The organism is Hyphococcus sp. (assembly GCF_965228385.1).
In the GTDB taxonomy this organism is placed as follows: Bacteria; Pseudomonadota; Alphaproteobacteria; order Caulobacterales; family Parvularculaceae; genus Hyphococcus.
Genome location: NZ_OZ245810.1, coordinates 3,325,585 through 3,350,179 on the forward strand (window position 1 = coordinate 3,325,585; position 24,595 = coordinate 3,350,179).

Annotated in this window: 25 protein-coding genes; 13 read left to right on the plus strand and 12 right to left on the minus strand. The window is 58.8% G+C overall.

Annotated features, from left to right (window positions below):
- Positions 1 to 7: 7 nt before the first annotated feature.
- Positions 8 to 1,570 carry a heme biosynthesis protein HemY gene (locus ACQK2Q_RS15565; RefSeq protein WP_425410663.1) on the plus strand — a complete coding sequence of 521 codons (1,563 nt, stop codon included), beginning with the start codon at positions 8 to 10 and terminating at the stop codon, positions 1,568 to 1,570.
- Between the two features lie 56 nt (positions 1,571 to 1,626).
- Here ACQK2Q_RS15565 and ACQK2Q_RS15570 read toward each other — a convergent pair whose 3' ends face one another.
- From ACQK2Q_RS15570 to ACQK2Q_RS15580, 3 genes are all read right to left on the minus strand, one after another.
- A complete protein-coding gene (locus ACQK2Q_RS15570; RefSeq protein ID WP_425410664.1) occupies positions 1,627 to 2,148 on the minus strand; it encodes a GNAT family N-acetyltransferase in 522 nt (173 codons plus the stop codon).
- A gap of 60 nt (positions 2,149 to 2,208) precedes the next feature.
- Entirely contained in the window at positions 2,209 to 4,029 is a 1,821-nt protein-coding gene (locus tag ACQK2Q_RS15575; protein ID WP_425410665.1) for an AMP-binding protein, read from the minus strand.
- A gap of 291 nt (positions 4,030 to 4,320) precedes the next feature.
- Positions 4,321 to 4,821: a fasciclin domain-containing protein gene (locus tag ACQK2Q_RS15580; RefSeq protein WP_425410666.1), complete on the minus strand. Its 501-nt coding sequence runs from the start codon at positions 4,819 to 4,821 to the stop codon at positions 4,321 to 4,323.
- Positions 4,822 to 5,021: 200 nt separating this feature from the next.
- On the opposite strand from ACQK2Q_RS15580, the gene ACQK2Q_RS15585 reads away from it, so the two are divergent.
- Positions 5,022 to 5,615: a helix-turn-helix domain-containing protein gene (locus tag ACQK2Q_RS15585; RefSeq protein ID WP_425411176.1), complete on the plus strand. Its 594-nt coding sequence runs from the start codon at positions 5,022 to 5,024 to the stop codon at positions 5,613 to 5,615.
- Positions 5,616 to 5,618: 3 nt separating this feature from the next.
- Here the strand turns inward: ACQK2Q_RS15585 and pyrF are convergent, their stop codons facing one another.
- Positions 5,619 to 6,326 carry an orotidine-5'-phosphate decarboxylase gene (gene pyrF / locus ACQK2Q_RS15590; RefSeq protein ID WP_425410667.1) on the minus strand — a complete coding sequence of 236 codons (708 nt, stop codon included), beginning with the start codon at positions 6,324 to 6,326 and terminating at the stop codon, positions 5,619 to 5,621.
- Positions 6,327 to 6,388: 62 nt separating this feature from the next.
- Positions 6,389 to 7,156 carry an endonuclease III gene (gene nth, locus ACQK2Q_RS15595; protein WP_425410668.1) on the minus strand — a complete coding sequence of 256 codons (768 nt, stop codon included), beginning with the start codon at positions 7,154 to 7,156 and terminating at the stop codon, positions 6,389 to 6,391.
- Between the two features lie 105 nt (positions 7,157 to 7,261).
- On the opposite strand from nth, the gene ACQK2Q_RS15600 reads away from it, so the two are divergent.
- The 5 genes from ACQK2Q_RS15600 to ACQK2Q_RS15620 all read left to right on the plus strand — a co-directional run bounded on the left by ACQK2Q_RS15600 (position 7,262) and on the right by ACQK2Q_RS15620 (position 11,426).
- Positions 7,262 to 7,816 (plus strand): DUF2244 domain-containing protein, encoded by a 555-nt coding sequence (locus ACQK2Q_RS15600; RefSeq protein ID WP_425410669.1) that lies wholly within the window; start codon positions 7,262 to 7,264, stop codon positions 7,814 to 7,816.
- Between the two features lie 51 nt (positions 7,817 to 7,867).
- Positions 7,868 to 8,410 carry a hypothetical protein gene (locus ACQK2Q_RS15605; protein WP_425410670.1) on the plus strand — a complete coding sequence of 181 codons (543 nt, stop codon included), beginning with the start codon at positions 7,868 to 7,870 and terminating at the stop codon, positions 8,408 to 8,410.
- Positions 8,411 to 8,421: 11 nt separating this feature from the next.
- Positions 8,422 to 8,862, plus strand: a complete 441-nt coding sequence (gene gloA, locus ACQK2Q_RS15610) for a lactoylglutathione lyase (protein ID WP_425410671.1) — start codon at positions 8,422 to 8,424, stop codon at positions 8,860 to 8,862.
- 66 nt (positions 8,863 to 8,928) lie between these two features.
- Entirely contained in the window at positions 8,929 to 9,879 is a 951-nt protein-coding gene (locus tag ACQK2Q_RS15615) for an ABC transporter ATP-binding protein (protein WP_425410672.1), read from the plus strand.
- Positions 9,876 to 11,426, plus strand: a complete 1,551-nt coding sequence (locus ACQK2Q_RS15620; protein ID WP_425410673.1) for an ABC transporter permease — start codon at positions 9,876 to 9,878, stop codon at positions 11,424 to 11,426. Before ACQK2Q_RS15615 ends, ACQK2Q_RS15620 begins: the two co-directional genes overlap by 4 nt.
- 217 nt (positions 11,427 to 11,643) lie before the next feature.
- Here the strand turns inward: ACQK2Q_RS15620 and ACQK2Q_RS15625 are convergent, their stop codons facing one another.
- A complete protein-coding gene (locus ACQK2Q_RS15625) occupies positions 11,644 to 11,844 on the minus strand; it encodes a zinc-finger domain-containing protein (RefSeq protein WP_425410674.1) in 201 nt (66 codons plus the stop codon).
- A gap of 211 nt (positions 11,845 to 12,055) precedes the next feature.
- On the opposite strand from ACQK2Q_RS15625, the gene ACQK2Q_RS15630 reads away from it, so the two are divergent.
- Both ACQK2Q_RS15630 and ACQK2Q_RS15635 read left to right on the plus strand, forming a co-directional pair.
- Complete coding sequence (locus tag ACQK2Q_RS15630) at positions 12,056 to 13,006, plus strand: ABC transporter ATP-binding protein (protein WP_425410675.1); 951 nt, start codon at positions 12,056 to 12,058, stop codon at positions 13,004 to 13,006.
- Positions 13,007 to 13,108: 102 nt separating this feature from the next.
- Complete coding sequence (locus ACQK2Q_RS15635; RefSeq protein WP_425410676.1) at positions 13,109 to 15,346, plus strand: VWA domain-containing protein; 2,238 nt, start codon at positions 13,109 to 13,111, stop codon at positions 15,344 to 15,346.
- Here the strand turns inward: ACQK2Q_RS15635 and ACQK2Q_RS15640 are convergent.
- Together ACQK2Q_RS15640 and ACQK2Q_RS15645 are read right to left on the minus strand one after the other, a co-directional pair.
- Positions 15,321 to 16,232 (minus strand): 1-acyl-sn-glycerol-3-phosphate acyltransferase, encoded by a 912-nt coding sequence (locus ACQK2Q_RS15640; RefSeq protein WP_425410677.1) that lies wholly within the window; start codon positions 16,230 to 16,232, stop codon positions 15,321 to 15,323. The genes ACQK2Q_RS15635 and ACQK2Q_RS15640 overlap by 26 nt on opposite strands.
- A 94-nt stretch (positions 16,233 to 16,326) precedes the next feature.
- Positions 16,327 to 16,590 carry an XrtV sorting system accessory protein gene (locus ACQK2Q_RS15645; RefSeq protein ID WP_425410678.1) on the minus strand — a complete coding sequence of 88 codons (264 nt, stop codon included), beginning with the start codon at positions 16,588 to 16,590 and terminating at the stop codon, positions 16,327 to 16,329.
- A 212-nt stretch (positions 16,591 to 16,802) separates the two neighbouring features.
- Here ACQK2Q_RS15645 and ACQK2Q_RS15650 point away from each other — a divergent pair, with 212 nt between their 5' ends.
- Positions 16,803 to 18,422: a phosphoenolpyruvate carboxykinase gene (locus ACQK2Q_RS15650; protein ID WP_425410679.1), complete on the plus strand. Its 1,620-nt coding sequence runs from the start codon at positions 16,803 to 16,805 to the stop codon at positions 18,420 to 18,422.
- Positions 18,423 to 18,470: 48 nt separating this feature from the next.
- Here ACQK2Q_RS15650 and ACQK2Q_RS15655 read toward each other — a convergent pair whose 3' ends face one another.
- The 3 genes from ACQK2Q_RS15655 to hrcA all read right to left on the minus strand — a co-directional run bounded on the left by ACQK2Q_RS15655 (position 18,471) and on the right by hrcA (position 20,675).
- Positions 18,471 to 18,815, minus strand: coding sequence for a VOC family protein (locus ACQK2Q_RS15655; protein WP_425410680.1), 345 nt, complete (start codon positions 18,813 to 18,815; stop codon positions 18,471 to 18,473).
- A gap of 124 nt (positions 18,816 to 18,939) precedes the next feature.
- Positions 18,940 to 19,578 (minus strand): nucleotide exchange factor GrpE, encoded by a 639-nt coding sequence (gene grpE / locus ACQK2Q_RS15660; RefSeq protein WP_425410681.1) that lies wholly within the window; start codon positions 19,576 to 19,578, stop codon positions 18,940 to 18,942.
- 68 nt (positions 19,579 to 19,646) lie between these two features.
- On the minus strand, positions 19,647 to 20,675 hold the full coding sequence (gene hrcA / locus ACQK2Q_RS15665) for a heat-inducible transcriptional repressor HrcA (RefSeq protein WP_425411177.1): 1,029 nt from the start codon (positions 20,673 to 20,675) through the stop codon (positions 19,647 to 19,649).
- A 166-nt stretch (positions 20,676 to 20,841) separates the two neighbouring features.
- On the opposite strand from hrcA, the gene rph reads away from it, so the two are divergent.
- The 3 genes from rph to ACQK2Q_RS15680 all read left to right on the plus strand — a co-directional run bounded on the left by rph (position 20,842) and on the right by ACQK2Q_RS15680 (position 23,812).
- Positions 20,842 to 21,552 (plus strand): ribonuclease PH, encoded by a 711-nt coding sequence (rph, locus tag ACQK2Q_RS15670; protein ID WP_425410682.1) that lies wholly within the window; start codon positions 20,842 to 20,844, stop codon positions 21,550 to 21,552.
- Positions 21,553 to 21,613: 61 nt separating this feature from the next.
- The gene (locus ACQK2Q_RS15675; RefSeq protein ID WP_425410683.1) at positions 21,614 to 23,167 is read left to right on the plus strand and encodes a mechanosensitive ion channel domain-containing protein; all 1,554 of its coding nucleotides are present in this window, start codon (positions 21,614 to 21,616) and stop codon (positions 23,165 to 23,167) included.
- An 87-nt stretch (positions 23,168 to 23,254) separates the two neighbouring features.
- Complete coding sequence (locus ACQK2Q_RS15680) at positions 23,255 to 23,812, plus strand: CC0125/CC1285 family lipoprotein (protein ID WP_425410684.1); 558 nt, start codon at positions 23,255 to 23,257, stop codon at positions 23,810 to 23,812.
- 23 nt (positions 23,813 to 23,835) lie between these two features.
- Here ACQK2Q_RS15680 and ACQK2Q_RS15685 read toward each other — a convergent pair whose 3' ends face one another.
- Positions 23,836 to 24,423: a hypothetical protein gene (locus ACQK2Q_RS15685; RefSeq protein WP_425410685.1), complete on the minus strand. Its 588-nt coding sequence runs from the start codon at positions 24,421 to 24,423 to the stop codon at positions 23,836 to 23,838.
- Between the last annotated feature and the right edge of the window lie 172 nt (positions 24,424 to 24,595).

Consider the following 24,595-nt stretch of genomic DNA (forward strand, 5'->3'; position numbering starts at 1 on the left):
AACGAAAATGATCCGTATATTGATATTTTTGCTGGGCATACTCTTTTTTGCGGGGGGCATCACTTATCTCGCAACGCTCGACAGCCGCATCACCGGTGAAGCCTTCGGCCAGCAGTTCGACGGACCGTCGGGGATTATCATCGGCGCTGTCTTCGTTCTGTTTCTGCTCGCCATTTATCTGACCCACAAAATCAAGGATATCGCAGCCCTGCCGGGTAAAATCCGGGCGAAAGACGCCGCCGCGAAACGCGAACGCGGCATTGCGGCGCTGACGCGCGGTCTTGAAGCCGTGGCCGTCGGCGACGGGGACGACGCGACCCATCATGCGCGCATCGCCCGGCGCCACCTTGAGGACGTCTCTCTGACGCGGCTCCTGACGGCGCAGGCGGCCCAGCTTTCCGGCGACCGTGAAGCGTCGAAACAGAGCTTTTCCGCCATGCTCGAAGCGCCGGAAACAGAATTTCTGGGGCTGAAAGGGCTATATGCGCAGGCTATGGCGGAGGGCGATCATGAAGCGGCCCGCGGTTACGCCGAGCGCGCGTTCCGCTTACGGCCCAATGCGTCATGGGCGTTTCAGTCGGTCTTCGATCTGGGGCTCGAACGCGGCGCTTGGCGGGAAACGCGCGAGGCGCTGGCGCAAGCCCGAAAGAATAATATCGTCGATAGCGACCGGGCCGACCGCGCGCGCGCGGCGCTGCTGACCGCTGACGCTTACACCGTGCGCGAAACGGACACGGCCGCTGCGCTCGCTGAGCTTGAAGCCGCGCTGAAACTGGCGCCGGATCTGTCGCCGGCGGCGCTCCTTGCGGCGGAGCTTTACGCCGCGGACGGTAAGAAAGGAAAGGCTGCGCGCACGATCGAGGCGGCGTTTACCGGCTCGGCGCATCCGGCGCTGATCAAATTCTACGATCGTCTTTATAAAGACGATGAGCCGGCAAAACGCGCCAGCCGTCTTGAAAAGCTCGCGGACAGGAATCCGACGTCCGATGAAGCGAAACTCTTGCGCGCGCGCGCTGCAACGCTCGTGGAAGACTGGCGCGGCGCGATGGATATGCTGTCGCCCATGGTCTCGCGCACCGGCAACGCCGCCGCCTATGCGCTGATGGCGAGAGCCATTGCGGGCCGCGACGGCGAGGAGGCGGGAAAACCATGGATGGAGCACGCCGCCGCCGCGCAGCGCGATCCGCGTCCCGGCGCCGACGGTGAGTTTCACCTGACCCGAGAAGGCTGGGCCCGTCTGGTGCGCGAATATATGGATTATGCCCGCCTTTCGCCGCCGCCCATCGAAGAAGCGGCCGCCGGACTGTCGCAGGAAGAAGTGCGATTACTGACCGCGCCGCCCGCCATGGTCGAGCCGGTCATGATGGAAGACGATGCAATAGCGGTTTCGCACGAAGAGACCGCCGCCGGCGCGGAGACGCCATCGTCCGGCAGCCTGCCGCCTGAAATTGCGCCGCCCGGCAACGATTCCATGACCGGTTCTTTGCATGAAGACGGTGATGACGGCGATCATCCGCACAATGATGAAGAGGGCGAGCGGGCCGCCTCCGCCGCGCGTAACGTTTCCTGAAAAACCTGATTGCGTCCACAGCGCCAGACACTGATAGTCAATTGATAGTCAGCGGCTTATTCCCCGCGAAACCGCCCGGCGCTGAGACGGTAAACGAAATTTGCAGCGCCGTCCGCCTTTACGTGCTCGCCCGCGCGCGAGGCGCCGAGCTTTTCAACGGCCTTTTGTGAACGAACATTTTCCCGGCCAATGAGAAAAAGCACGCACTGCACATAGCGAAATGCGTGCGTCAGCATTAATCGTTTGACCTCGCCATTATAGGCGCCGCCCCAATATCGCCGCGCCAGAAATGTCCAGCCGATTTCGATTTCGCGGGCGTCGGGATTAAAGCCGTGAAATCGCGAGCTTCCGATGATAGCGCCGCTCGCATTATCGATTATGGCAAGCGCGCCGCCGGAGCGGACGGCCTCATCAAAAAAGAGCCTGAATACAGCCGGCTCGTGCCGGTTTTGCTGTGGATGCTGTTCCCAGATCAGCGGGTCCGCAGCGGCTTTGTGCAAAAGGTCATAATCGCCGGCGCGCAATGGGCGCAACATGACTTTTTCACCTTGAAGCGTTGGTTGCGGATCAAAACGCATGCGCGGCCATGATCGGAACCCCGCCGTTCAGACCGGATGCGATACGCCTCAATCGCATTCCTATTCTGCAGCGTCCTTGAAGTTTTTGCGCTCGCCGTTTTCTTCGTCAGGCGCGCTTTCCCGCGATTTTTCATCGCTGGCGGCCGCCGCATCGTTTGCGCCCGCCGCAGTTTCCGGCGGGACGTCTTCCGCCTGCTTTTGCGCCGCCCTTGCTTCTTTTTCCAGCCGTTTCTTTTCGGCTTTGGCTTCGGCGGCACGTTTTTTTAGTTCTTTCCTGTCCGGTTCGGGCGCCGATTCGGCGGATGCTTCCTTCGCCGCTTCCTGGGCGATGAGCGCTTCCTCGGCGAGCGTTTTGACTTTCAAAAAATCGATCTTGCCGGTGCCGAGAACAGGGATTTCATCAACGGTGACAATCTTTTTGGGAACGGCGATCTCGGGCACGCCATGGCTCTGCGCCCAGGCGAGAAGCAGCCCGCGCGGCGCTTCCTTGCGGTCCGTCACGAGGATGACCTGTTCGCCTTTTTTCGGATCAGGCATGATGGCGGCGGCGTGCATATTGTCCGGCCAGACCGCGGAGGCGCAGTTTTCAACCACCGCGAGGGAGACCATTTCGCCGCCAATTTTTGCAAACCGCTTCAGACGCCCGCGGATGGACATATAACCGGCGTCGCTGATGGAGACGATGTCGCCCGTGTCGTGCCAGCCGTCTTCAAGCGGAATAATCACGCCGGGATTTTCCGCTGAAAGATACCCTTTCATGATATTCGGTCCGCGCACGAATAAACGCCCGGCGCCGTCCAGCCCCTCGACCGGTTCAAGCCGCGCTTCGACGCCCGGCAGTAATTTCCCCACAGTGCCGGATCGAATGTCGCCCGGCTGGTTCGCGGCAAGAACAGGCGATCCTTCGGTGACGCCATAGCCTTCCAGAACTTCAAAAGCGAAGCGTTTTTCCGCAGCCTGCCGGGTTTCGTCGCGCACGCGCTCGGCGCCGCAGACGGCGATGCGCAAGGACGACATGCCGCCGTCAGGGCTGGCGCGCATATATTGCGACAAGAAGGTATCTGTGGCGAACAAGACGGTGGAGCCCGTCTCGAAAATCCGCTTGGGGATAATTTTCGTCTGCAAGGGCGAGGGATGAAAAACCACCGGATAGCCGTTCAGAACAGGCCACAGCGCGCCGGCGGTCAGGCCGTAGCAATGGAACGTTGGCAGCGGATTGAAGAAAATATCCGTCGGCAGTAATTCCACATGCGCGGAGATTTGCTCGATATTGGCCATGATATTTCGATGCGACAGCACAACGCCCTTCGGCGCGCCCTCCGTGCCGGACGTAAAAAGGATCACGCCCGGCTCTTCCGGATTGGGCGTGGCGGCGAGAAGCGTCGGAAATATCGGACCGAGGAGCGCCAGCGCTTTATCGCGCGCGCTGATCTGTTCACGGACGTCTTCGAGATAAATAATTTCGACGGCGCCCTCAAGTTCGCTCATCAGCTTTTCAAGCCCGGCAAGCTCTACGAATTTTTTCGCCGTTACGACCTTGCTGACTTCCGCGGCGCGGCAGGCGGCGCGCAAATTCTTGAAACCGGCGGTAAAATTCAACATGGCCGGGACGCGCCCGCGCGACAGGAGCGCAAACAGCGCGATTACGGCGCCGGCGCCGGTGGGCAACAGAATGCCGACCCGTTCTTCTTTCGCCGTCAAGCGCGCCAGCGCGCCGCCCAGCGCGAAAGAGCTTTGCGTGATTTCCTTGCTCGTCAGTTTCCGGCCGTCGCCATCGGTCACGGCGACCTTGTCTGATTTTGCTTTCCGCGCGTTCTCCAGATAGGCCTGAAATATTGCGCGGCGCGACTTTCGTTCAACGCGCTTTACCGGATCAACCATATCCCTGACGTCCTTTCCGCGCTTTTGCGCGTCATCCCCCGCCGTTTTTATAGAGCGCAATCTTATGGCGCCGGGGCGGAAATTTCCAGAAAGATCAGGTATGAACAAGGCGCAGGCCAGATAACGACCGTTTGTGCGGCTGTATCCCGCGCCGCTTAAAAAAACGCCGTCGCCAGGGGGAGGGAAGGCGACGGCGCAACGGGGCTTTCCGCTATATGGGCGAAACGAGAAAGCACCCTCTTGAAGAGCGTTCCGGCTCCTGTGACGCCGGATCGCTCTTGTGCGTTTGATTTACGGCATGACGACAGCGTCAATGACGTGAATGACGCCGTTAGACGCTTTGATGTCCGCTTTAATGACGGTGGCGTTGTCGACTTTCACGCCGTCAGTCGCGTCAATCGATATTGTCGAGCCTTGAACCGTTTCCACATCAAGCGTCTGGCCGGCGATATCGCCTGACATCACTTTATTCGGCAGAACGTGATAGGTGAGAATGGAAACAAGCTGATCCTTGTTTTCCGGCTTCAACAGCGTGTCGACCGTCCCTGCGGGCAGTGCGGCGAACGCGTCGTCGGTTGGCGCGAATACGGTGAACGGACCGTCGCCTTTCAGCGTGCCGACGAGGCCTGCAGCTTCAAGCGCCGCCGCCAGCGTCGTGAACTGGCCGGCTTCAACAGCCGTGTCGATAATGTCTTTTTTGTTTTTGCCGTAATCTCCGGCGCTGACCGTGCCTGAAATGGCGGTGAGCGCAGCGGCGCTGGCGATCATGGTTTTTACGAAGTTCATTTGCATCTTCCATTTCTCCTTTGTTGATCAAAACCGCTCGGCGGGGCCGGATACGGGCGGCGGCGTTTAATTGCGCCGCTTGAGTGTGTTCATATAATGAAAACCAAATTTCCTAATAATAAAATTTTCGTGATGTGAACGCTTATTTTCTTGTAAGTAAAAATATTGGTGATAATTTGCGCCAGAAGAAAATCAAATGGACCGGCATGCTTTCCGACACGCTTACCGAAGGTCTCGAACAATACGAAATTGGATGGAAAATCCGGTCGCTCCGGCTCAAGAAGAGTATGGCCCTGACGCAGCTTGGCGAGCATTCCGGCCTTTCGCCGGCCATGCTGTCGAAAATCGAGCGCGGGCAGATATTCCCCACATTGCCGACGCTCTTGCGGATCGCCATGGTGTTCGGGGTCGGCCTCGAACATTTCTTCGTGGAAGATGAAAAGCGGCCGGTGATGGCGGTCACCCGAAAAAAAGACCGGATGAAATTTCCGGAACAACCCGAATCCGAAGGCGAAACATATAGTTTTGAGAGCCTCAATTTTCCGGCTACGGACAGAATAATTGAAGGCTATCTGGCGGAGTTTTCTCCGGGTTCCGCGCCGTCAACCCCGCATAGGCATGACGGCGTAGAGTTGGTTTACATCATCAAGGGACAGCTCATCATCGATATTGACGGCGAGGAACAGGCGCTGGATGAGGGCGACGCGATCTATTTCGACAGCAGCGCGCCCCATAGCTATCGCCGGGACGGCCGGGCGGCCTGTACGGCGATGATTATAGTGACGGCGTCCGAAGAGTAATTTCTACCGCAATGCGGTCGCAATTTCTGCTTGTATGGCGCGCGCCGCGTCTTGCGGATTTTGCGCCGCGACGATCGGGCGACCCACAACCAGATGATCAGCGCCGGCGGCGATGGCGTCGGCTGGCGTCACCACGCGCTTTTGATCGTCGGCGCCAGCGCCTTTCGGCCTGACGCCGGGCGTCACGATTTTCAGGGCGTCACCGAACCGCGCCCTGACGGCGCTTGCTTCTCTGGCGGAAGCGATCACGCCGTCCGCGCCCGCTTCGGCGGCGAATTCTGCGCGCTTCAACACCAGATCTTCCAGTTTCATTTCAACGCCGGCGCGCGAAAGGCTTTCCTGATCGAGGCTCGTCAGGACGGTCACGCCGAAAATTTTGAGCCGCTCATCGCCGCCGCGTCCCTGAACGGCGCCTTTCAAAACGTCAGGCTCGGCATGCACGGTCAGGATATCGCCGCCAAGCGCGCAGACGCTTTTCACGCCGCGCTCCACCGTCGCGCCGATATCGTGAAACTTGAAATCGAGAAAGACTTTCTTGCCCTGACCGTTTAGCCGCCGCGCAAGGTCGATGCCGCCAACGGGCATTAACTGGTAACCAATCTTGTAGAAAGTTCCTTCATCGCCGAGGGCGTCAATGATGTTTTCAGCCTTTTCCGCAGACGGAAGATCGAGGGCGATGATTAGGCGGTCGTTATTGTTACCTGGATGCACGTCATTTCCTTCGGCGATCGTGGCGGTTTCCTTCTCCCGCCAGCGGGAGAGGTTTTGCGCGGCTAACTTTTCTTCTTCGCTGTTCGTAATTTTGGCTTCAATCCGAATTTCTTTTTTGCGGTCGCCTTCTTCCCGTCGGTTGTCTTTTTGGCCGCCGGTTTTTTCGCCGGTTTCGGTTTGTCAGGCGACATCACTTTGTCCTTAAAGCCGCATAGATCCACAATATTGCAGCGCCAGCATTCCGGGCGGCGCGCCTTGCAGACATAGCGGCCGTGCAGGATCAGCCAGTGATGCGCGTGCAGCAGAAATTCTTCGGGCACAATCTTTTCAAGGCCAAGCTCGACCTCCAGCGGGTTCTTACCGGGCGCGAGGCCGGTGCGATTGCCGACGCGGAAAATATGGGTGTCGACGGCGATGGTCGGCTGACCGAAGGCGACGTTTATCACGACATTGGCGGTCTTGCGCCCGACGCCGGGCAGGGTCTCCAGCGCCTCGCGGGTCTCAGGCACCTTGCCGCCGAACTCGCTGATGATCTTCTCCGACAAGGCGATGACGTTTTTCGCCTTGTTGCGCCACAGGCCGATGGTTTTGATGTAATCACCAAGTTTTTGCTCGCCCAGCGCCGCCATACTTTGCGGGCTGTCGGCGATCTCGAACAGTGTTTTCGTCGCCTTGTTGACGCCTTCGTCCGTCGCCTGCGCGGACAGCGCCACGGCGACCACCAGCGTGAACGGGTTTTTGAAATAGAGCTCGGTCTGCGGTTCGGGCGAGACATCGGCCAGACGCCTGAACATTTCATGCGCCTTGGCGCGGGTCATCTTTCGGGGCATGGGATCGCTCTGAAGGTTCGGCGCGACCATACCGCGCGGGCGGCAAGCGTAAAGTTCAAAGACGCGCGGATTGCCGCGCCGGATTGGCGCGCGTATATTTTCCCCATGAGTCGCGTCGCCAATATGGAAACCCTCGCGCCCTGCGAAAAAGGGCGCGCGCCCGAAGCCTCCGGGCTTGATAGTTTCGGCGACAATGGCGACAGCGCGTTTTTTGACGCCGTGCTCTATCCCAACCGCTCCCTGCCGAATGCAGGCTACATTGCCGTTATGAGCATCGTTATCGGCGCGAATATTCTTTTCGGGACTTACTTTTATGCGCTCGGCGCGTGGCCGGTGATCGGATTTTGCGGTCTTGATGTTTTCGCCGTCTGGCTGGCCTTCAAGCTGAGTTACTGGCAGGGAAGGCTGCGTGAGCGGGTGCGGGTGACGCAGGACGACATGCTGGTGGCGCGGGTGCTGCCCTCGGGCCATGAAACGCGCTGGCGGCTTCAGCCTTTCTGGACGCGCGTTTCCATCGACAGGCCGGTAAAACATGAAAGTCAGGTGCGCGTCACATCCAAGGGCGGCGTCCTGATCCTCGGCGCGTTTTTGTCGCCTGACGAACGCGCGCGTTTTGCAGAGTCTCTGTCGGACGCTTTGAACAGGACCCGCATTGGATAAAGCGCGCGCTTTGCGTTAAACCAAAGAACTTTTATCGAAACGACGGAAAGCATGCTTGGCTTTTTTCTGACCATATTGATTGTTCTCGGCTTGCTTGGCGCGTTGTACTGGCGCTGGCGGCGCGGGATTGAAGAAGAAATCGCCGAAGGTGCCGGGATCGAATGGGAGCATTTCCAAAAACATGAGCCGGAGTTCCTGAAAGGCATGAGCGAAAGCCAATTCCGCGATATTTACAAGCGCGTGCATGAGCCGCGTTTTCCGGGCTATGCGCTCAGCGCGCTGGCGACGTTCCTCTTGACATTGCCCGTCACTCTTATCGCTCTGGCGGGCCTGCAAAGGCTCGGGCAAAAGCTCGGCGTCCTGCCGCAGCCCGTGGAAATGGTGCGTTATGTGAATTTGGGCGAAGTCAGGCTGACGCAAGCCTGGGAATGCGGCGCGGAGTGCCAGCTTTATGTGGCGGAAGCCTTCGCCGGATTTTACTATTTTTTCGGCGTACTGATAACGTGGCTTTTGATTGTTGCGTTTTATATGCGCCGGTTCCATCACCGCCGCCCCGGCTATCTGCGCGATGAAATTATCCGTTCGCGAGACTAGGAGTTAAAACCTTGCAATATCTTCACACCATGGTGCGCGTCAGCGACTTGGAAGAGTCACTCGACTTTTACTGCAATCAACTTGGCTTGAAAGAGATCAGCCGCAAGGACGTTGAAAAGGGGCGGTTTACGCTGGTCTTTCTCGCCGCGCCCGGAGATGCGGACCGCGCCGAGCGCGACAAGGCGCCGATGGTGGAACTCACCTATAATTGGGATCCGGAATCCTATGAGGGCGGGCGTAATTTCGGTCATCTCGCTTATCTGGTCGATGATATTTACGCTCTTTGCGCCAGGCTGAAAGACGCCGGCGTCACCATCAACCGTCCGCCGCGGGACGGGCATATGGCGTTTGTACGTTCGCCGGACGGCGTCTCTGTCGAACTGTTGCAGAAAGGCGAAAGCCTGGCGCCGGCCGAGCCATGGGCGAGCATGGAAAACACGGGATCGTGGTAAGCGGATTTATTGTTCCTTAACGAGCGCCCTTTGTTTATATCGCCGTCCTAATGACGAAAGCGTTTGATGTCCTCAAGTCCCGTTATCCTCGAAAATGTCAGCAAAAACTACGGCGCCTTCAATGCGGTGGATGATTTGTCATTCGCGGTGGCGCAAGGTGAAATCTACGGATTTTTAGGCCCCAACGGCGCCGGCAAGACGACAACCTTGCGCATGCTTTTGGATATTGTGCAGCCAAGCGCCGGACGGATTTTCGTCCTCGGCTCGCCGTCGGCGATTCCGGTGCGCCGGCGCATCGGCTACCTTCCCGAAGAGCGCGGCCTCTACCGCAAAATGAAAGCCGCGCAATCCATCGCCTATTTTGCGCAGTTGCGCGGGCTCTCCGGCGGCGCCGCGAAGAAGAAAGCATACCAGTTGCTGGAAGAGTTTGGCCTTGGCGCGTTCGCAAAATCGAAAAACGAGGCGCTGTCGAAAGGCATGGCGCAAAAAGTGCAACTCTTGGCGGCCATCGCCCATGAACCGGAGCTTTTGATTCTCGACGAGCCGTTTTCCGGACTCGATCCGATCAATCAACAGACGCTGGAAGCGCTTATCCGCGAGCAGCGCGATGCGGGCCGCACCATTATTTTCTCCACCCATGTTATGCAGCATGCGGAGCGTCTATGCGACCGCTTTTTGATTATCGGACGCGGGCGAAAACGGTTTGAGGGTACGCTTGGCGAGGCGCGCGCTGATTACGGCCGGCGTATCCATCTTCGCACGACCGCTGCGCAAAGCGCCGTTGAAGTACTGCCGGGCGTTCAGTCCGTGCGCGTGGAAGATGTTAGCGGCGAAGAAACAACTTATGAAATAGAACTCGGCGATGATGTGGATCCGCAGGATTTTCTGCGCCGTCTTGTGGAAGCGGGTCTGTCCGTGACGCGTTTTGAGCAGGCAGGGGCGACGCTGCACGATATTTTTATGGCGCTGGCGGGTGATGACGCTGCGCCGGCGCAACGCATGGAGGCGGCCGAATGAGGCAAATGCTTCTCATCGCCTGGCGGGAATATAAGCAATATGTATTTTCGCGCGGATTTTTGCTGTTTATTGTGTTGTTTCCTGTCGGGCTGATCGGCTTCAGCGCCGCCATGGGATTGATGGAGCGCGCAAAGCCGACGCGCGTCTTCGTTGTCTACGATCAGACTGGACAGTATACAGATTATATTGATCGCGAAGTCGAGCGCCGATATCAGCTGGACTCGCTGGCGGGATGGGATGCATATGTTAGGGCGTATGCAAAGGACGGCGCGCTCGCCAATCCGTTGACGGACGCAAACGACAGCGCCATCGCTGCCCCGTTTGCGCCGGACAGTCTTTCTGACACACGGCTGAACGCATTCCAGGCGGCCGGCGGGTTTGCGGCTGCGCAGGCGGCTGCGGCCCCGCACCTGAAACCCAATGCGCCGCTGTTTGAGCGTCCGCGCCCGTCATTTGAACGGATCGCAGCGCCGGCGCGCGTCGACAATGCGCAAACGCTGGAAGAGGCGGAAAATCTGCTGCGGCCATATTTGCTGGAAGAGGCCGCGCTTCAGGACGGTGAGGGCGCGCCGGTCAGACTGTTCGCCGCCATCCTGATACCGGAAAATTTCGGCGCGGGGGCGGATGCGCCGGCGGCTCAATATTGGAGCCGCAACCTCACAGACAGCGCGCTGGAAGGTTTTATCGGCAATGCGCTTGATGCGGCGTTGAAACGCGAGGCCATCGCCGAAAGCGGACTGTCGCAAACGGCGCTCGATGACATCGCTTCGATTAACGCGCCGTTTGAATCCTACCGTCCCGACCGGGAAGCGGAAGACGCGCAGCTCGGCGTGCAGGACCGAATCGAAACCGCGCTGCCGGCGGCGCTCACCTATATGCTGCTCGTCATCATTTTCGGCGTCGGCAACCTGCTCCTCACCAACACAATTGAAGAGCGTTCAAACAAGATTGTCGAGATCCTTTTATCTTCCGTCACGGCGGGCGAGCTTATGATGGGCAAGCTGATCGGCATTGGCGCTGTGGGTCTCACCATGCCGGTGATCTTCCTGATCGGCGGCGTTTTCGGTTTGGGCTTTTTGCCGTCGTCCGGAGAAAGCCTCGCCGAGCCGGTCATTGGGGCGCTGTTCTCCTCGCCGCTCTTGTTGATCTATCTGTTTTATTTTTTCTGCGCCTATACGATTTTCGCCATGATTTTTCTGGCCATCGGCGCCGTTTCGAATTCTCTGCAAGACGCCCAGTCCTATATGGGGCCGGTCATGCTGCTGGTTTTTGCGCCGCTGCCCTTCATGATTATGGTTTTCCAAAACCCGAACGGGTTTGTCGCGTCCATGCTGACATGGATCCCGATCTATACGCCCTATGCGGTGATGATGCGCGCTGCGGCCGATCCGCCCTTGTGGGAAATACTGGGTGCAACAGCGCTGATGCTGGTCTTCGCCATTGTGTTGATGCGGGTCATGGGGCGCATTTTCCGCAACGCCATCCTGCAGTCATCGCCGCCCAAAGCGCGCGATGTGTGGAAACTCGCCTGGCGCGAAGGCGTTTGAGGCGCAAACAAGCATGAACATCACAATCCGGCGTCGCCGCTTATGAGTTGATCAAATTTGAGCAGGCGCTTAGCGGATTTTATATTTAAAGATCTCGCCGTCGCGGGTTCCCGCTGACGCGGGGGCCGCCACGGCGATGATCGAATCTTTGAAACCGACCGCGCGCGCGAGGATGTGCATCATTTCGATATTAGGGTTGAGTAAGGCCGCGCCCGTTTCAGCGCGGCTCAGCGTCGGCCTTGTAAATAAACTTACGGTCGCAATAGCCGCATTCGGCTTCGCCGTCTTCGAGTGAATACCAGACCACCGGATGGCCGAGCGCGCCGCCGCCATTGCAGGATACGCGGCGTTGATTCACATAAATCACTTCCGGGTCTGGCGTCGGGGCCGGCGTTGGCGCTTGCGTGGGTTCGCTCATGAGTGCGGGTCTTTGTTGCGATCTGGTTGTCCTGATCTGAATTGCAGCGGGGCGCGCGTTTCGTCAAGGGCGGGCGCTGCGCGCTGCGGCGGCGGCGCATGTAAGTCATCCTATACAAGCGGCCGGAAAATCTGACGCTCACCAGCCGCGCCGCGCAGTTGACCCGCTTTCGCCCCAGCGCGATAAGCGGGCTTGAGGAGCTTGCTTTTACATGGATTTCAATCCCAACGCAGACTACGCCATAGCCGCGCGCGGCGTGCGCAAAACCTATCGCGCTTCCGGCAAATCACCCCCGAAAGAAGCGCTGAAGGGCATCGATATTCTCGTCAAGCGCGGCTCAATTTTCGGCCTGTTGGGGCCCAACGGCGCCGGCAAATCGACCTTTATCAATATCCTTTCCGGCCTGGTGATGAAAACGGCGGGCGAGGTGTCGGTCTGGGGGTTCGACCTTGACCGTAATCCGCGTCAGGTGCGCGCGGCCCTCGGCGTCGTGCCGCAGGAAATCAATATGGATGTTTTCTTCACCCCGCTTGAAGGGCTGGAAATACAGGCCGGCCTTTACGGCGTGCCGAAATCCAAACGGCGCTCCATGGAAATCTTAAAAGCGCTTGGCCTTGATGAAAAAGCCGACGCTTATGTACGCAATCTTTCCGGCGGCATGAAGCGGCGCCTGCTCGTCGCGAAAGCCATGGTGCATTCGCCGCCCATTCTCATTCTTGATGAGCCGACGGCCGGCGTCGACATTGAACTCAGAAAACAGCTCTGGGATTATGTTATGGAGCTGCATGCCCGGGGCGTGACGATTGTTCTGACTACGCACTATCTTGAAGAGGCGCAGGAGCTGTGTGAGGAAATCGCCATCATCCACAATGGCGATGTCGTAGCCTGCGAACCGACGGAAAAGCTGATTTCCTCGCTTGATCGCAAAACCCTGATGGTGACGCCCTCGGAGGAGACCGACGCGGCGCCCGATCTCGGCGCCTTCGAGGTTGAGGTCAAACCCGACGGGCGCCTCGCCATCCCATACCAGCCGAGCAAAACCCAAGTGGCTGAAATCCTTGAACGTCTTTATGCGGCGGGGGTTTCCGTGAAAGACCTGTCGACGGTGGAATCCGATCTGGAAGACGTTTTCCTGGAGTTGACCTATCGCCAGTCCGCCTGAGCAGGACACGGACAAAGGCTGCAAAGTTAGCCGCAGAAAAAGCTTTTGCTTGCGGGCAAGCCTCTCTAGGCTGGGCGCACTGCACGCCAATAGGGGGACGCTATGGTTTTGCGCACGCTGATCGCTCTTTTTTTCTCAATCCTGGCGGGGATTTCCACCGCCGCCGCAGATGACGGCGACGCGATTCTGGTCATGGACGCTTCGGGCTCCATGTGGGGCCAGATTGAAGGGGAGGCGAAGATCGCCATCGCGAAGCGCGTTCTCGGCGATCTGCTGAGCGATTTGCCGCCGGAGCGCCGCCTCGGCCTGATCGCATACGGCCATAACCGTAAAGGCGATTGCGCAGATATCGAGGAACTGGCCGCAGTTGGCGCTGATCGCGCCGCCATCGCCGCGGCTGTCGAGGGGTTGAGTCCCAAAGGCAAAACGCCCATGGCGGATTCCATCAAGCTTGCGGCGGAAAAACTGAAATATACGGAAAACAAGGCGACGGTTATTCTCGTCAGCGACGGCATTGAAACCTGCGCGCCGGACCCCTGCGGCGTCGCCGCCGCGCTGGAACAAGCAGGCGTCGATTTTACCGCGCACGTTATTGGCTTTGACGTAACGGAAGAAAACGACGCCGCGCAGTTGCGCTGCATCGCGGAGAACACCGGCGGCGACTATGTTTCAGCCTCGGACGCCGACGAGCTTTCCGACGCGCTGGAAGAAACCGTCGCCGCCGCGCCGGAAGTTGTAACGGAAACCAAAGTCCGTCTGCGCGCCACAGAACTCGAAGGCGGGCTTGTCATCGAAGAAGGTCTTGAATGGTCTGTGACGCCCGCCGGCGGCGGCGACGCCGTGTTTACTGAGAGCGATGCGGGCGTTGTCGACGCCGTGATTGCGCCCGGCGTTTACGACATAACTGTCACCCGGCCCGCCGACGGTTTGACGGGCGATCAGAAAGGCGTCCGGATTGACGAAAATACGTGGAAAACCGTAACCATCGCCCTGACATTCCCTGTCGAGGCGACGTTGCGCGCCGAACCGGCCGGGGAAGGCGTGGCGGGATCCGTCGTCAAGGTTCACTGGACCGGGCCTGACCGGCGGGGCGATTACATCGCCATCGCTGAAAAAGACGCGGACAACGGCGCCTATATCACTTACGCCTATACGCGCGGCGGCTCACCTGCCGAAATACGCCTGCCGGTGGAGTCCGGCGATTACGAGCTGCGTTACATGCTTGGGCGCCCGATCCGCACGCTCGCCAGCATCAATATGACGGTCACGCCCGCGAGCGCTACGTTGAGCGCTCCCGACACCGCAATCGCCGGGTCGGAAATTTCTGTCGAGTTTACAGGACCGCCCGCCGGTTCCGGCGACTGGGTCACCATCGTTGCGCCGGATGCGGCGGATAACAAATACACCAGCTATCACTATACAAGAAGCGGCAGTCCTGCGACCATCCGTATGCCGCTTGAAGCCGGCGAATATGAATTGCGTTTTGTACAGAATAATACAAAAGTTCTGGCGCGCCGCCCCATAACCGTCACCGCCGCCTCGGCGTCAGTCAGCGGTCCGCAAACGGCGGTTGCAGGCGAGGAAGTCCAGATTGAATTTACAGGACCGGAGCCCGCCTCCGGCGACTGGATAACGGTAACGGCGCCGGATGCGCCGCCGAAGAAATACAACGACTATCATTACACGCGAAGCGGCAGCCCGGCGACGGTGCGCATGCCGCTTGAGCCAGGCGAATACGAAATTCGGTTCGTGCAGGGCAATTCGAAAGTCATCGCGCGCCAGCCGATTACGGTGACGCAAGCGACGGCGACGCTTTCCGCGAATGATACGGCAGTCGCTGGCGAGACCGTCAGCGTGGACTTTACGGGACCGGAGCCGGCGTCCGGCGACTGGATTACCGTGATCGCGCCGGACGCGCCGGATAACAAGTTCACCGATTATGAGTATACGAAAAGCGGCAGTCCCGCGCAGATCCGTATGCCGCTCGACGCCGGCGAATACGAGATCCGATTTGTTCAGGCTAATAAAAAGGTGCTTGCGCGCCGGCCGATTACAGTGACGCCGGCCAGCGCCACGCTAGACGGACCGTCATCCGCCAAGGCTGGCGAGACAATCGAAATCGCCTTCACCGGTCCGCCGCCGGGGCAGGGCGACTATGTGGCTATTTCCAAGAAAGGCGCTCCCGACAACAAATATGAAAATTACGCCTACACAAAAAGCGGCAGCCCGCTGCGTTTGCGCGCTCCCAAGGAGCCCGGCGAGTACGAGCTGCGGTTTGTTCACGGCTACAAGAAAGTGCTGACGCGCGCGCCGATTACGGTGACGTCGGCGGAGGAGTAACCCTCTCCGCCGCCTCCTCCGCAGGCCGCCAGGGCCGCGTCGCATGGCTGAGTTGCATGGCGTGTTTTCGGAGCGCATCCGATACGATTTTCGGATCGCCTTTGAGGGCGGCCGGCGGTATCGGCGGCCCGAAGGTGATCCGGTAGGTCTTGCCCTTTTTGTTCAACAGCTCATGGAACAGCGTGATATCACGCAATTCCTTGTTCAGTTTCCAGAACCAGTAATAAAGCCAGGAATTACGCATCTCGATATGCGCCGGAACGATCGGGCAATCATATTTGCGTGCGAAAATCGCTGGCGAGGACAGCCAATCCTGTTCGGTAAGCTGCTTGTCGTCATCCATGAAAGCGAGGCGGCCGGAGGGAAAGAGAACGACACAGCGTTCGTTCTGAAACGCCTTGATGGCGCTTGTCAGCGTTTCGCGAGAGCGCAGCATCGTGCGCTTTTGCGCCACCCATTCAACGGGGATGATCATCTCTTCCAGACGGGGCGCGGCGCGAATGGCGTCGCGGTTGGCGAAGAAAATCATATCCGGCCGGCGGTCTTTGAGGGCGTCAAACATTGCCACGCCGTCCGGAATGCCGGTAGGGTGGGTTGCGGCAATCAGGACACGTCCTTTTTCCGGCACATGTTCCAGCCCCGTTGCATCAATGTTTAAGTGCAAGAGCGCGCTGACCTCTTGCATGACCTCAAAACCTGAAAGGTCCGCAATCTTGTCGGCCAGCCTGACCGCGGGCCCGTGCAGAAGAAGCGGATATAAGATTGCGCGATAAAGCGGCCACAATGGCGAGGCGATCAGCTTTTGCGCGCGCTCTTCTATCAGGATGTCGACGATGTGCTTGTCGGCGTCTGCATCCGGAATGGCGTGGCTGTCGTTTTGTGGCATCGGGCGTCGTGACCGGGCGGTTGCGAAAAACCGCTACATACGCCTGTTCCGCTTCCGGCTCAAAACGGAAAGGGTTTTTGTGCGCTCGTTCGACTTACGCCAGATGGCCGGGCGCATCATCCGGCGATGTATCGAGGGGCTGGCTGGCGATCTGCAGAGCCAGGAAAGCGCTCGCCATCATCAGCGCAACCGCCGCCGGGCCGCCGCCATTATTGCCCAGCCAGGCGCCGACAATCGCCACAAGCGCAATCAGCAAATACGGTGCTGGCGGCGGGTCTTCATAGCGAATACGGACAACGAAAAGCCCTGTTGCTGCGATCAGAAGCAATACCGACAGAAAATCGAACATGGTTTCCATAGCATTCCGCCCTTCAGCCCGCGAGCCTTGCGCGCCGCGTTTAACAGCTTCTAAAAAAACAGGGTTAATGAACACAAAGACAGGCTTTTCACCAAAAATTGCCCGCCGGGATTGTGGTCATCGGCAAATTTTGCGGCTAAGAGCGTGATGCGCATTGGCGGCGATGCTGTGCATGCGCGCCCTCATCATGGTGAGGTTTCGGGAGGAAATGAATGAGCCTATCAGCAACGGCGGCGCCCGCGACAAAAAAGCGTGGGGCCCGCTGCTTCGAAGATCGTGCGCCGGCCAGTCTGGCGAATCTAACAGCCTCGGCGCTCTATGAGCTGGCGGTGCAGCGCGGTGAGGGCGAGATCGCCGCAGACGGGCCGCTGGTCGTGCGCACCGGTGAACATACGGGACGCTCAGCGCAGGACAAATTTGTCGTCCGGGGCCCGGAAACGGATAAGTCGGTATGGTGGGACGCCAACAAGGCGATGACGCCAGACGCGTTCGATGCGCTCTATCGCGACATGCTCGACTATGCTGACGCGCGCGATCTTATAATGCAGGACCTTGCCGGCGGCGCAGATCGCAAATACGGCATAAAAGTACGCGTTTTTACCGAATATGCCTGGCATGGCCTGTTCATTCAGCATTTGCTGGTGCGCCCGCCCATGAATGAGCGCCCTTCGGTTTCCGGCGAAGGCGAGCCGGACTTCACTGTCGTGGATTTGCCGGGTTTTGCAGCCGACCCGGAACGTCACGGCTGCCGTTCAAAAACCGTGATCGCGGTGGATTTCACGCGCCGTCTCGTACTGATCGGCGGCACGTCCTACGCCGGCGAGATGAAAAAATCGGTATTCACGATCCTGAATTATCTGCTGCCCGAAGAGGGCGTCATGCCCATGCATTGTTCCGTCAATGTGGGCGACGGCGCCAATGCGGCGATATTTTTCGGGTTGTCGGGCACAGGGAAAACCACGCTTTCCGCGGACCCTAATCGCACGCTGATTGGCGATGACGAACATGGCTGGGGGCCAAACGGTCTGTTTAATTTCGAAGGCGGCTGCTATGCGAAAATGATCCGCCTGTCTGCGTCAGCGGAGCCGGAAATTTTCGCCACGACCCGGCGCTTCGGCACGGTGCTGGAAAATGTCGTGATGGACCCGGCGACCCGCGAACTCGATCTCGATGATGCAACGCTGGCCGAAAATTCGCGCGGCGCCTATCCGATCCACTATATTCCAAACGCCAGTCTCGACGGGGTGACGACGCATCCCAAGAACATCATCATGCTGACCTGCGACGCCTTCGGCGTTATGCCGCCGATTGCGCGGTTGTCGCCCGCGCAAGCCATGTACATGTTTTTGTCCGGCTACACAGCCAAAGTGGCCGGGACTGAAAAAGGCCTGGGGAACGACCCCGAAGCGACATTTTCAACCTGTTTCGGGGCGCCCTTCATGCCGCGCCATCCGTCGGAATACGGCGCCCTTTTGGGTAAGCTGATCGACAAACATGACGTCCATTGCTGGCTCGTCTCGACCGGGTGGACGGGCGGGCCCCATGGCGTTGGAAAGCGCATGCCCATCAAGGAAACACGCGCCCTGTTGACGGCCGCGCTGAATGGTTCCTTGAACGATGCGCCCATGCGCAAGGACGACGTTTTCGGTTTTGACGTTCCATCAAGCGTTCCCGGCGTCGATGAACGCATTCTCAATCCACGCAACACCTGGGAAGACGCCGCCGCCTATGATGCGCAGGCGGCGAAACTCGCGGCGATGTTTGTTGAGAATTTCAAGGTCTATGAGCCTTATGTGGACGACGCGGTGAAAAAGGCGGCGCCGGCGGCTTAATTCTGCAATCGGAATATTGGTTCGGGCGAAAGGGTAGCAAAGGCCGGATTATGCGCGTCCCGGCTGCGCCAGAACAACGAGGTTGCCGTCCGGGTCGCGCAACCGGACGAGGCTGACGCTGTCTGCCGGCTCGATGGCCGGCGGCGCCATGCCGGCTTCAGTAAGCCGCTCATGCTCTTTTTGCAGTGCGCTCACAATCAATGTCATTGTGCCCCGGCCCGCATCGCCGGGGTTTTCAAACAACTGAAAACCGGCCTGCTTTTCATGACGCCATTCAACAAGACCGTTCATGGGGCGCGCGTCCGGCGCGCGGCCGAATAATGTCTGAAACCATTTGGCGCTATTGACGATATCGCTGCAACTTAATTGCGCATAGATTTTTTCAATGGCCACAGGCGGCGCCTTTTGCGGTTAAGCGGTCTCGTCACCTGATAACCTCGCCTTGCGCGAAAAGTTCCAAACAGGGATTGGAGCAACTGCGCCAGGCTTTAAGAGCGATGTTTACAGCAGGGACGGGTTAAACCGTCGTATCGACGCGCGGCGGAAGTTCGCCGTCATCGTCGCCGTCTGACCGCATGCCTTCGCCCGGCCCGCTTGACACTGTCACCATGGCTGCGCGCAAGACGCGCTCGCCAATCGTGAAACCCGATTGCGCCACATCGACCACGTGACCGGACGGAATATCCGCATGCGGAATTTGGGCGACCGCCTGGTGGAGGTTGGGATCAAATTTCTCGCGCTCCGGAAAAATCCGGTTGACGCCGTGCCGCGCCAGCGTGCCAAGCAGCTCTTTTTCGGTCATCCGCAAGCCGTCCACCAAATTGTTGACCGAAGCATCCTCACTGTCGCCTGCGGCGCGCAACGCGCGTTCAAAATTATCAAGCACGCTGATCAAGTCGCGCGCAAAAGCCGAAATCGCATATTTGCCTGCGTCGGCTTTCTCGCGTTCGGCGCGGCGGCGCGTATTTTCAAGTTCGGCCGCGAGGCGTAAAACCTTGTCATTGAGACTGGCGATTTCCTCTTTCGCGGCAACGAGCGGGTTTTGCTTCGGCGCATCGCCGGTTGTCTCGTCGGCAAGATCGTCTTCGCCTAGCTGTTCCGGATCGTCGAAAAGGTTTTCATCGGCGCCGGGCGTTGAATCGGGTCGTTCACTCATAGGTCTCGCTCAGAACTGCGTTATGTGATGGGAAACTTGATCGATGGCCATGTACGCGCGGGCGCAGCTTATTTCAACATCCGCGAGAGGACTTCAGCCGTGTAATCCACAATGGGGACAACCCTGGCGTAATTCAGGCGGGTCGGGCCGATGACGCCCAGAACCCCTACAATCTGGCGTTTTTCGTCGCGATAGGGGGCCGTGATCACAGATGAGCCCGAGAGTGAAAAAAGCCGGTTTTCCGAGCCGATAAAGACTTTGACGCCTTCCCCGTCCCGGGCGGCCGTCAGCAGTTCTATGACCTCGCGTTTCTTTTCAAGGTCGTCGAGCAGCATCCGGACCCGCTCAATATCCTGCGCCGTTTCGTCCAGCAGGTGGCCGCGGCCGCGCACAACCATGGTCCAGTTGTCGTCGCCGGAAAGGCGGGCGACGCCGTCGCGCACCAGCCGCGCGGTCAGTTCATCCAGTTCAGCCCGGTTAGACTCCACTTCGTCGATTATATGCGTTCGGGTTTCGGACAGCGATCGTCCCCGAAGCCGCGCATTCAGATAATTGCCAGCCGCGATCAGCGCAGAGGGCGGCAGATCATCGGGCGCGTCGATAATCCGGTTTTCAACCCGGCCGTCTTCAAACACCATGATGACAAGCGCCTGACCGGGGCTGGTTTTGACGAATTCGATCTGGCGCATGGGCGAATCCGATTTTTGCGTCACGATCAGACTTGCGGTTTGCGTCAAGCCGGAAAGGCGCGACGCCGCAGCCTCCAGAAGCGTTTCAGCGCTATTGGTTTCATTCGACTCAGTTTCAATTGCGCGCCTTTCTTCAGGCGACAGATCGCCGACCTGCATCAGACCATCGACAAACAGCCGGAGGCCCAGCTCGGTCGGCAGGCGCCCGGCGGAAACATGCGGCGCATGAAGTAAACCCAGATCCGTCAGATCCGCCATCACGTTACGGATCGTCGCGGCGGAAACAGCGATACCGGTATCATGGCTCAGCGTGCGCGAGCCCACCGGTTCGCCGGTGGATAGATATGTCTCCACAAGGCGGCGAAAAATTTCGCGCGAGCGAACGTCAATGTCGTTGAGTGCGATCATAATCAGCCAGAACGGTGCTTCCAGAACTACCGTAAAAGTAATGCACTTAGCGTTCCGGGCAAGAGCCATTGCGTCTGGCGGTTTTCTTATTGCGCTTTTCTATAGGCGCGAGGTCGACAGCGCCGCGCCGCAGGCGTAGGAAGGCGCGTTTTCCAAGGAGATTTTCATGAGACCGTCTGGCCGCGCCTTTAACGAACTTCGCCCTGTTTCCTTTGAAACAGGCGCCGTCAAGCATGCCGAAGGATCGTGTCTCATCAAGTTTGGCGACACGCATGTCTTGTGCACCGCGAGCTGGGATGAAACCACTCCGCCCTGGTTGCGCGGTTCCGGGCGCGGCTGGGTGACGGCCGAATACGGCATGCTCCCACGCTCCACGAATGAGCGCATGCGCCGCGAAGCGAAAAACGGCCAGTCCGGCCGCACGCAGGAGATTCAGCGCCTGATCGGCCGATCCTTGCGGGCTGTGGTCGATCTGAAAACGCTCGGCGAGCGCCAGATCCTGATTGATTGCGATGTTATTCAGGCGGACGGCGGCACACGCACGGCGTCAATCACCGGCGCATGGGTTGCGCTCAATCAGGCGTGCGCATGGGCGTTACAGCAGGGGATTATCAAATCATCCCCGATCCGGGAGTCTGTTGCGGCGATTTCATGCGGTCTGGTCGCCGGCGCGCCGTCGCTCGATCTTGATTACGATGAGGATTCAACGGCGCAGGCCGACGCCAATTTCGTCATCACCGGTTCAGGCGGCCTGGTGGAAATTCAGGCGACCGCGGAGGGCGATCCGTTTACGGATGAACAGTTTCAGGCATTGCTGGCGCTCGCCAAGGAGGGCTGTTCCACGCTCTCCCGCCATCAGGCCGAGCTTTCCGCCTGACGGAAAATAATGCTAGAACGCATTTTCACAACGTCAGCAACGTAAGAAGAAATATTCGTTCATGCAGGATCAGCAGCCCGCGCCGCCGCAGCAAGAAGACAGTGAAACAGGTGAAACGCCGCCTGAACAGACAGATGCGGGCGATACCGCGCCAGACGGGGGCGGGCAGGCTGAAGCCTCGCCGGAAGACGCCGTTCCCCCCACAGCCGGCGCCCCCGCAGCCGAGGACGCCCCGCCTGTAGAACTTGAAGATGAACTGATCAACGTCGCCAGCATGCGCGATCGCGCGCTGGAGCTTTGGGATGGCTTCCAAAATCAGATGTTGACGATGGGCGTTGCGATTGAAGCGGCGATTCTCGTTGCGGCCATTATTCCCGCGGCTTTTTTCGGACCGCGCCTGCGCAAGATTATCCAAAACCAGGTCGCGCCGCGCGCGCCCTATGGCGTGCTGCGCCGGGCTGCAAACGCGTTCGCGCATCTGGCGACCCCGATCGCCCTTTATATTTTCCTGCAAGCGGCGGTCGTGGCGCTGCAGACGGCAAACAGCTCTACCGGTCTTATATCCGCCGGGGTCAGCCTTTTAACGGCGTGGATTGTCATTCGGCTGGTCACGCTCGTCATTCGCTCGCCATTCTGGTCGAAGGTTGCGTTTTACGTGGTGTGGCCCATTGCGGCGCTCGATGCGTTCGGGGTTCTCGACGATGTCGTGCGCCAACTCGACGCTTTCGCCTTCCCTATCGGCGAGAGCGAAAACGGCGTGCAGCAGCGATTTTCCGCACTCGATTTTGTGCGTACGCTTTTCATCTTCGGCGTGCTGTTCTGGGGCGCGCGCCTCATCAATACGCTGATTACCGGGCGCATCAACGCAATCGATGAACTGACCGTTTCGTTCAAGGCGCTGTTGGCTAAAATTCTCGATGTGTTGCTGCCGATTGTGGCGCTGGTCGCGGCCCTGCAGATCGTCGGTTTTCCTTTCGGCACGCTTGCGATTTTCGGCGGCGCCATCGGTCTTGGCATCGGTCTTGGCATGCAGCGGACCGTGTCGAATTTCTTCGCGGGCTTTACCCTGATCGCCGACAAGTCGATCAAACCCGGCGATGTCATCGAAATTGACGGCGCTTATGGCTGGGTGACGCAAATGAATGCGCGATACGTTTCGTTGCGCACGCGCGACGGCACCGCCTATCTCGTCCCGAATGATCGTTTTATCGAAGAGGGCGTTGTCAACTGGTCGCATGACGACCGCGTTGTGCGCCTGCATGCGCCGTTCGGCGTTTCCTATAATACGCAGGATTTGCGCACGCTGGCGCGGCGCGCCGAAGAAACCGCGCTCACCATCGACCGCGTTTTGAAGACGCCGGCGCCGCGCTGCAACCTGATGGAATTCGGCGACAGCTCCATCAATTTCGATTTGCGCTTCTGGATCAATGATCCCGCGAACGGCACCAAGAACGTCACCAGCGACGTCATGATGGCGATCTGGGATCTCCTGGCTGAAATGGACATTGAGGTGCCGTTTCCGCAACGCGATCTGCATATCAAGTCTGCGGCGGAAGGGCTTAGAATTGGCGTCGATTCTCAGGGTTCGCCGTCATCAAAGCCGCGTGAAGAGTGATTTAAGTGAAATTTCGGGCGTTGCAGCAGGGACGCCGCGGTTGTATTATTGTCTGGGGCGATGATGTTTTCACCGGGAGACGCAACCATGTTTCGATTATTGACGTTAGGCGGGGCCGCGCTTGTTATGCTCGCCGCCTGCGCAACACCAACGCCGTACGGCCCTGCATCGACGGGCGGCGGCTATGGATTTTCCGATCAACGCATTGAAGAAAATCGCTACCGCATCACGTTTCGCGGAAATTCGCTGACCTCCAGAGAGACTGTCGAAAACTCGTTGCTCTTCCGCGCCGCCGAACTGACGCTTGACCGCGGCTATGACTTTTTCATTGCTGTGGAGAACGACACCGAAATGAGCACAAGCTATCGCAGTTCGGGGCCGGCGTTTTACGGACGCTACGGCTATGGCCGTCCTTTCCATCGTCCCTATTACGCATTTCCGTATTATGCGTACGGATTTGGCTGGGGGTCTCCGTATGATGACTATTACACGCGGGAGATTACGCGCTATTCTGCGGTGACATTCATTGTCATGTATCGCGGCTCAAAGCCTGACGACAATCCGCAGGCGTTCGATGCGCGCAGCGTTTTGAACAATCTGGGCCCGATCGTTCTTGGCGATCAGGCCGGGGCTTCACGCTACTAGGCTGGAATTTCCGGACTTTAAGGTCAGACAGCGCGGAGAATTTGGTCGTCGCCCGTCTGATCTCCCAGCTTGTCATAAACGACGACGAAGCCGCGCGCCGTGTGGCGCATAATCACCCCGCGGCGCCGCCCTACGTGAATAGCCGATCCAACTTGTGGGCGGCGCGGCGCGTCTACGGAAACGCCGTTTACAGACGTATCGACAATTTTGACGAAAAGCGAAGTTCCATCGGCAAGGCGGCAAACTGTTCTGGCGGCGCCGGCGCCGTGCCGTGGAGATCCGCGCCGGTCGTCAAGCCCCTCGGCGAAATCCGGATTCGCGCGCAGGATCAGCTGTTCGATCAATACGGCGCGCCGCCGCCGCGACAGAATAAACGATGTGGCGAATCCATCGGGAAAAGTGCGCGCCACCGTGCTTTCGATAACATCGATGCCGTCGATGGAGATTACGGCCGCATCACCCACAACCACCTTCGCATCACAGATTAGCGCCATATCGCCCGGCGAAATGTTTAACAGGCGGCCATCATGTTCTTCAGTGGCGTTAATGGTGATGCGCGCCGGCATATCCAGGCTGATCCGGCGGTATCGACGGGCTTCGGTTTTGAACATCGTATGGTTGTCCCAAATTGCTTAATTGCGCCACGGCGTTGCAATCTAGCGGCCAGCCGCAAATCCTTTTCTAAACGGGCCGCGAAAATTTTATTATGTTTGAAAACAAATTCGGCGCCTCGCGTGCGCGTTTGCAGTTCCGTCAGGGGTTTGTATGGTTAACAAAATAGCT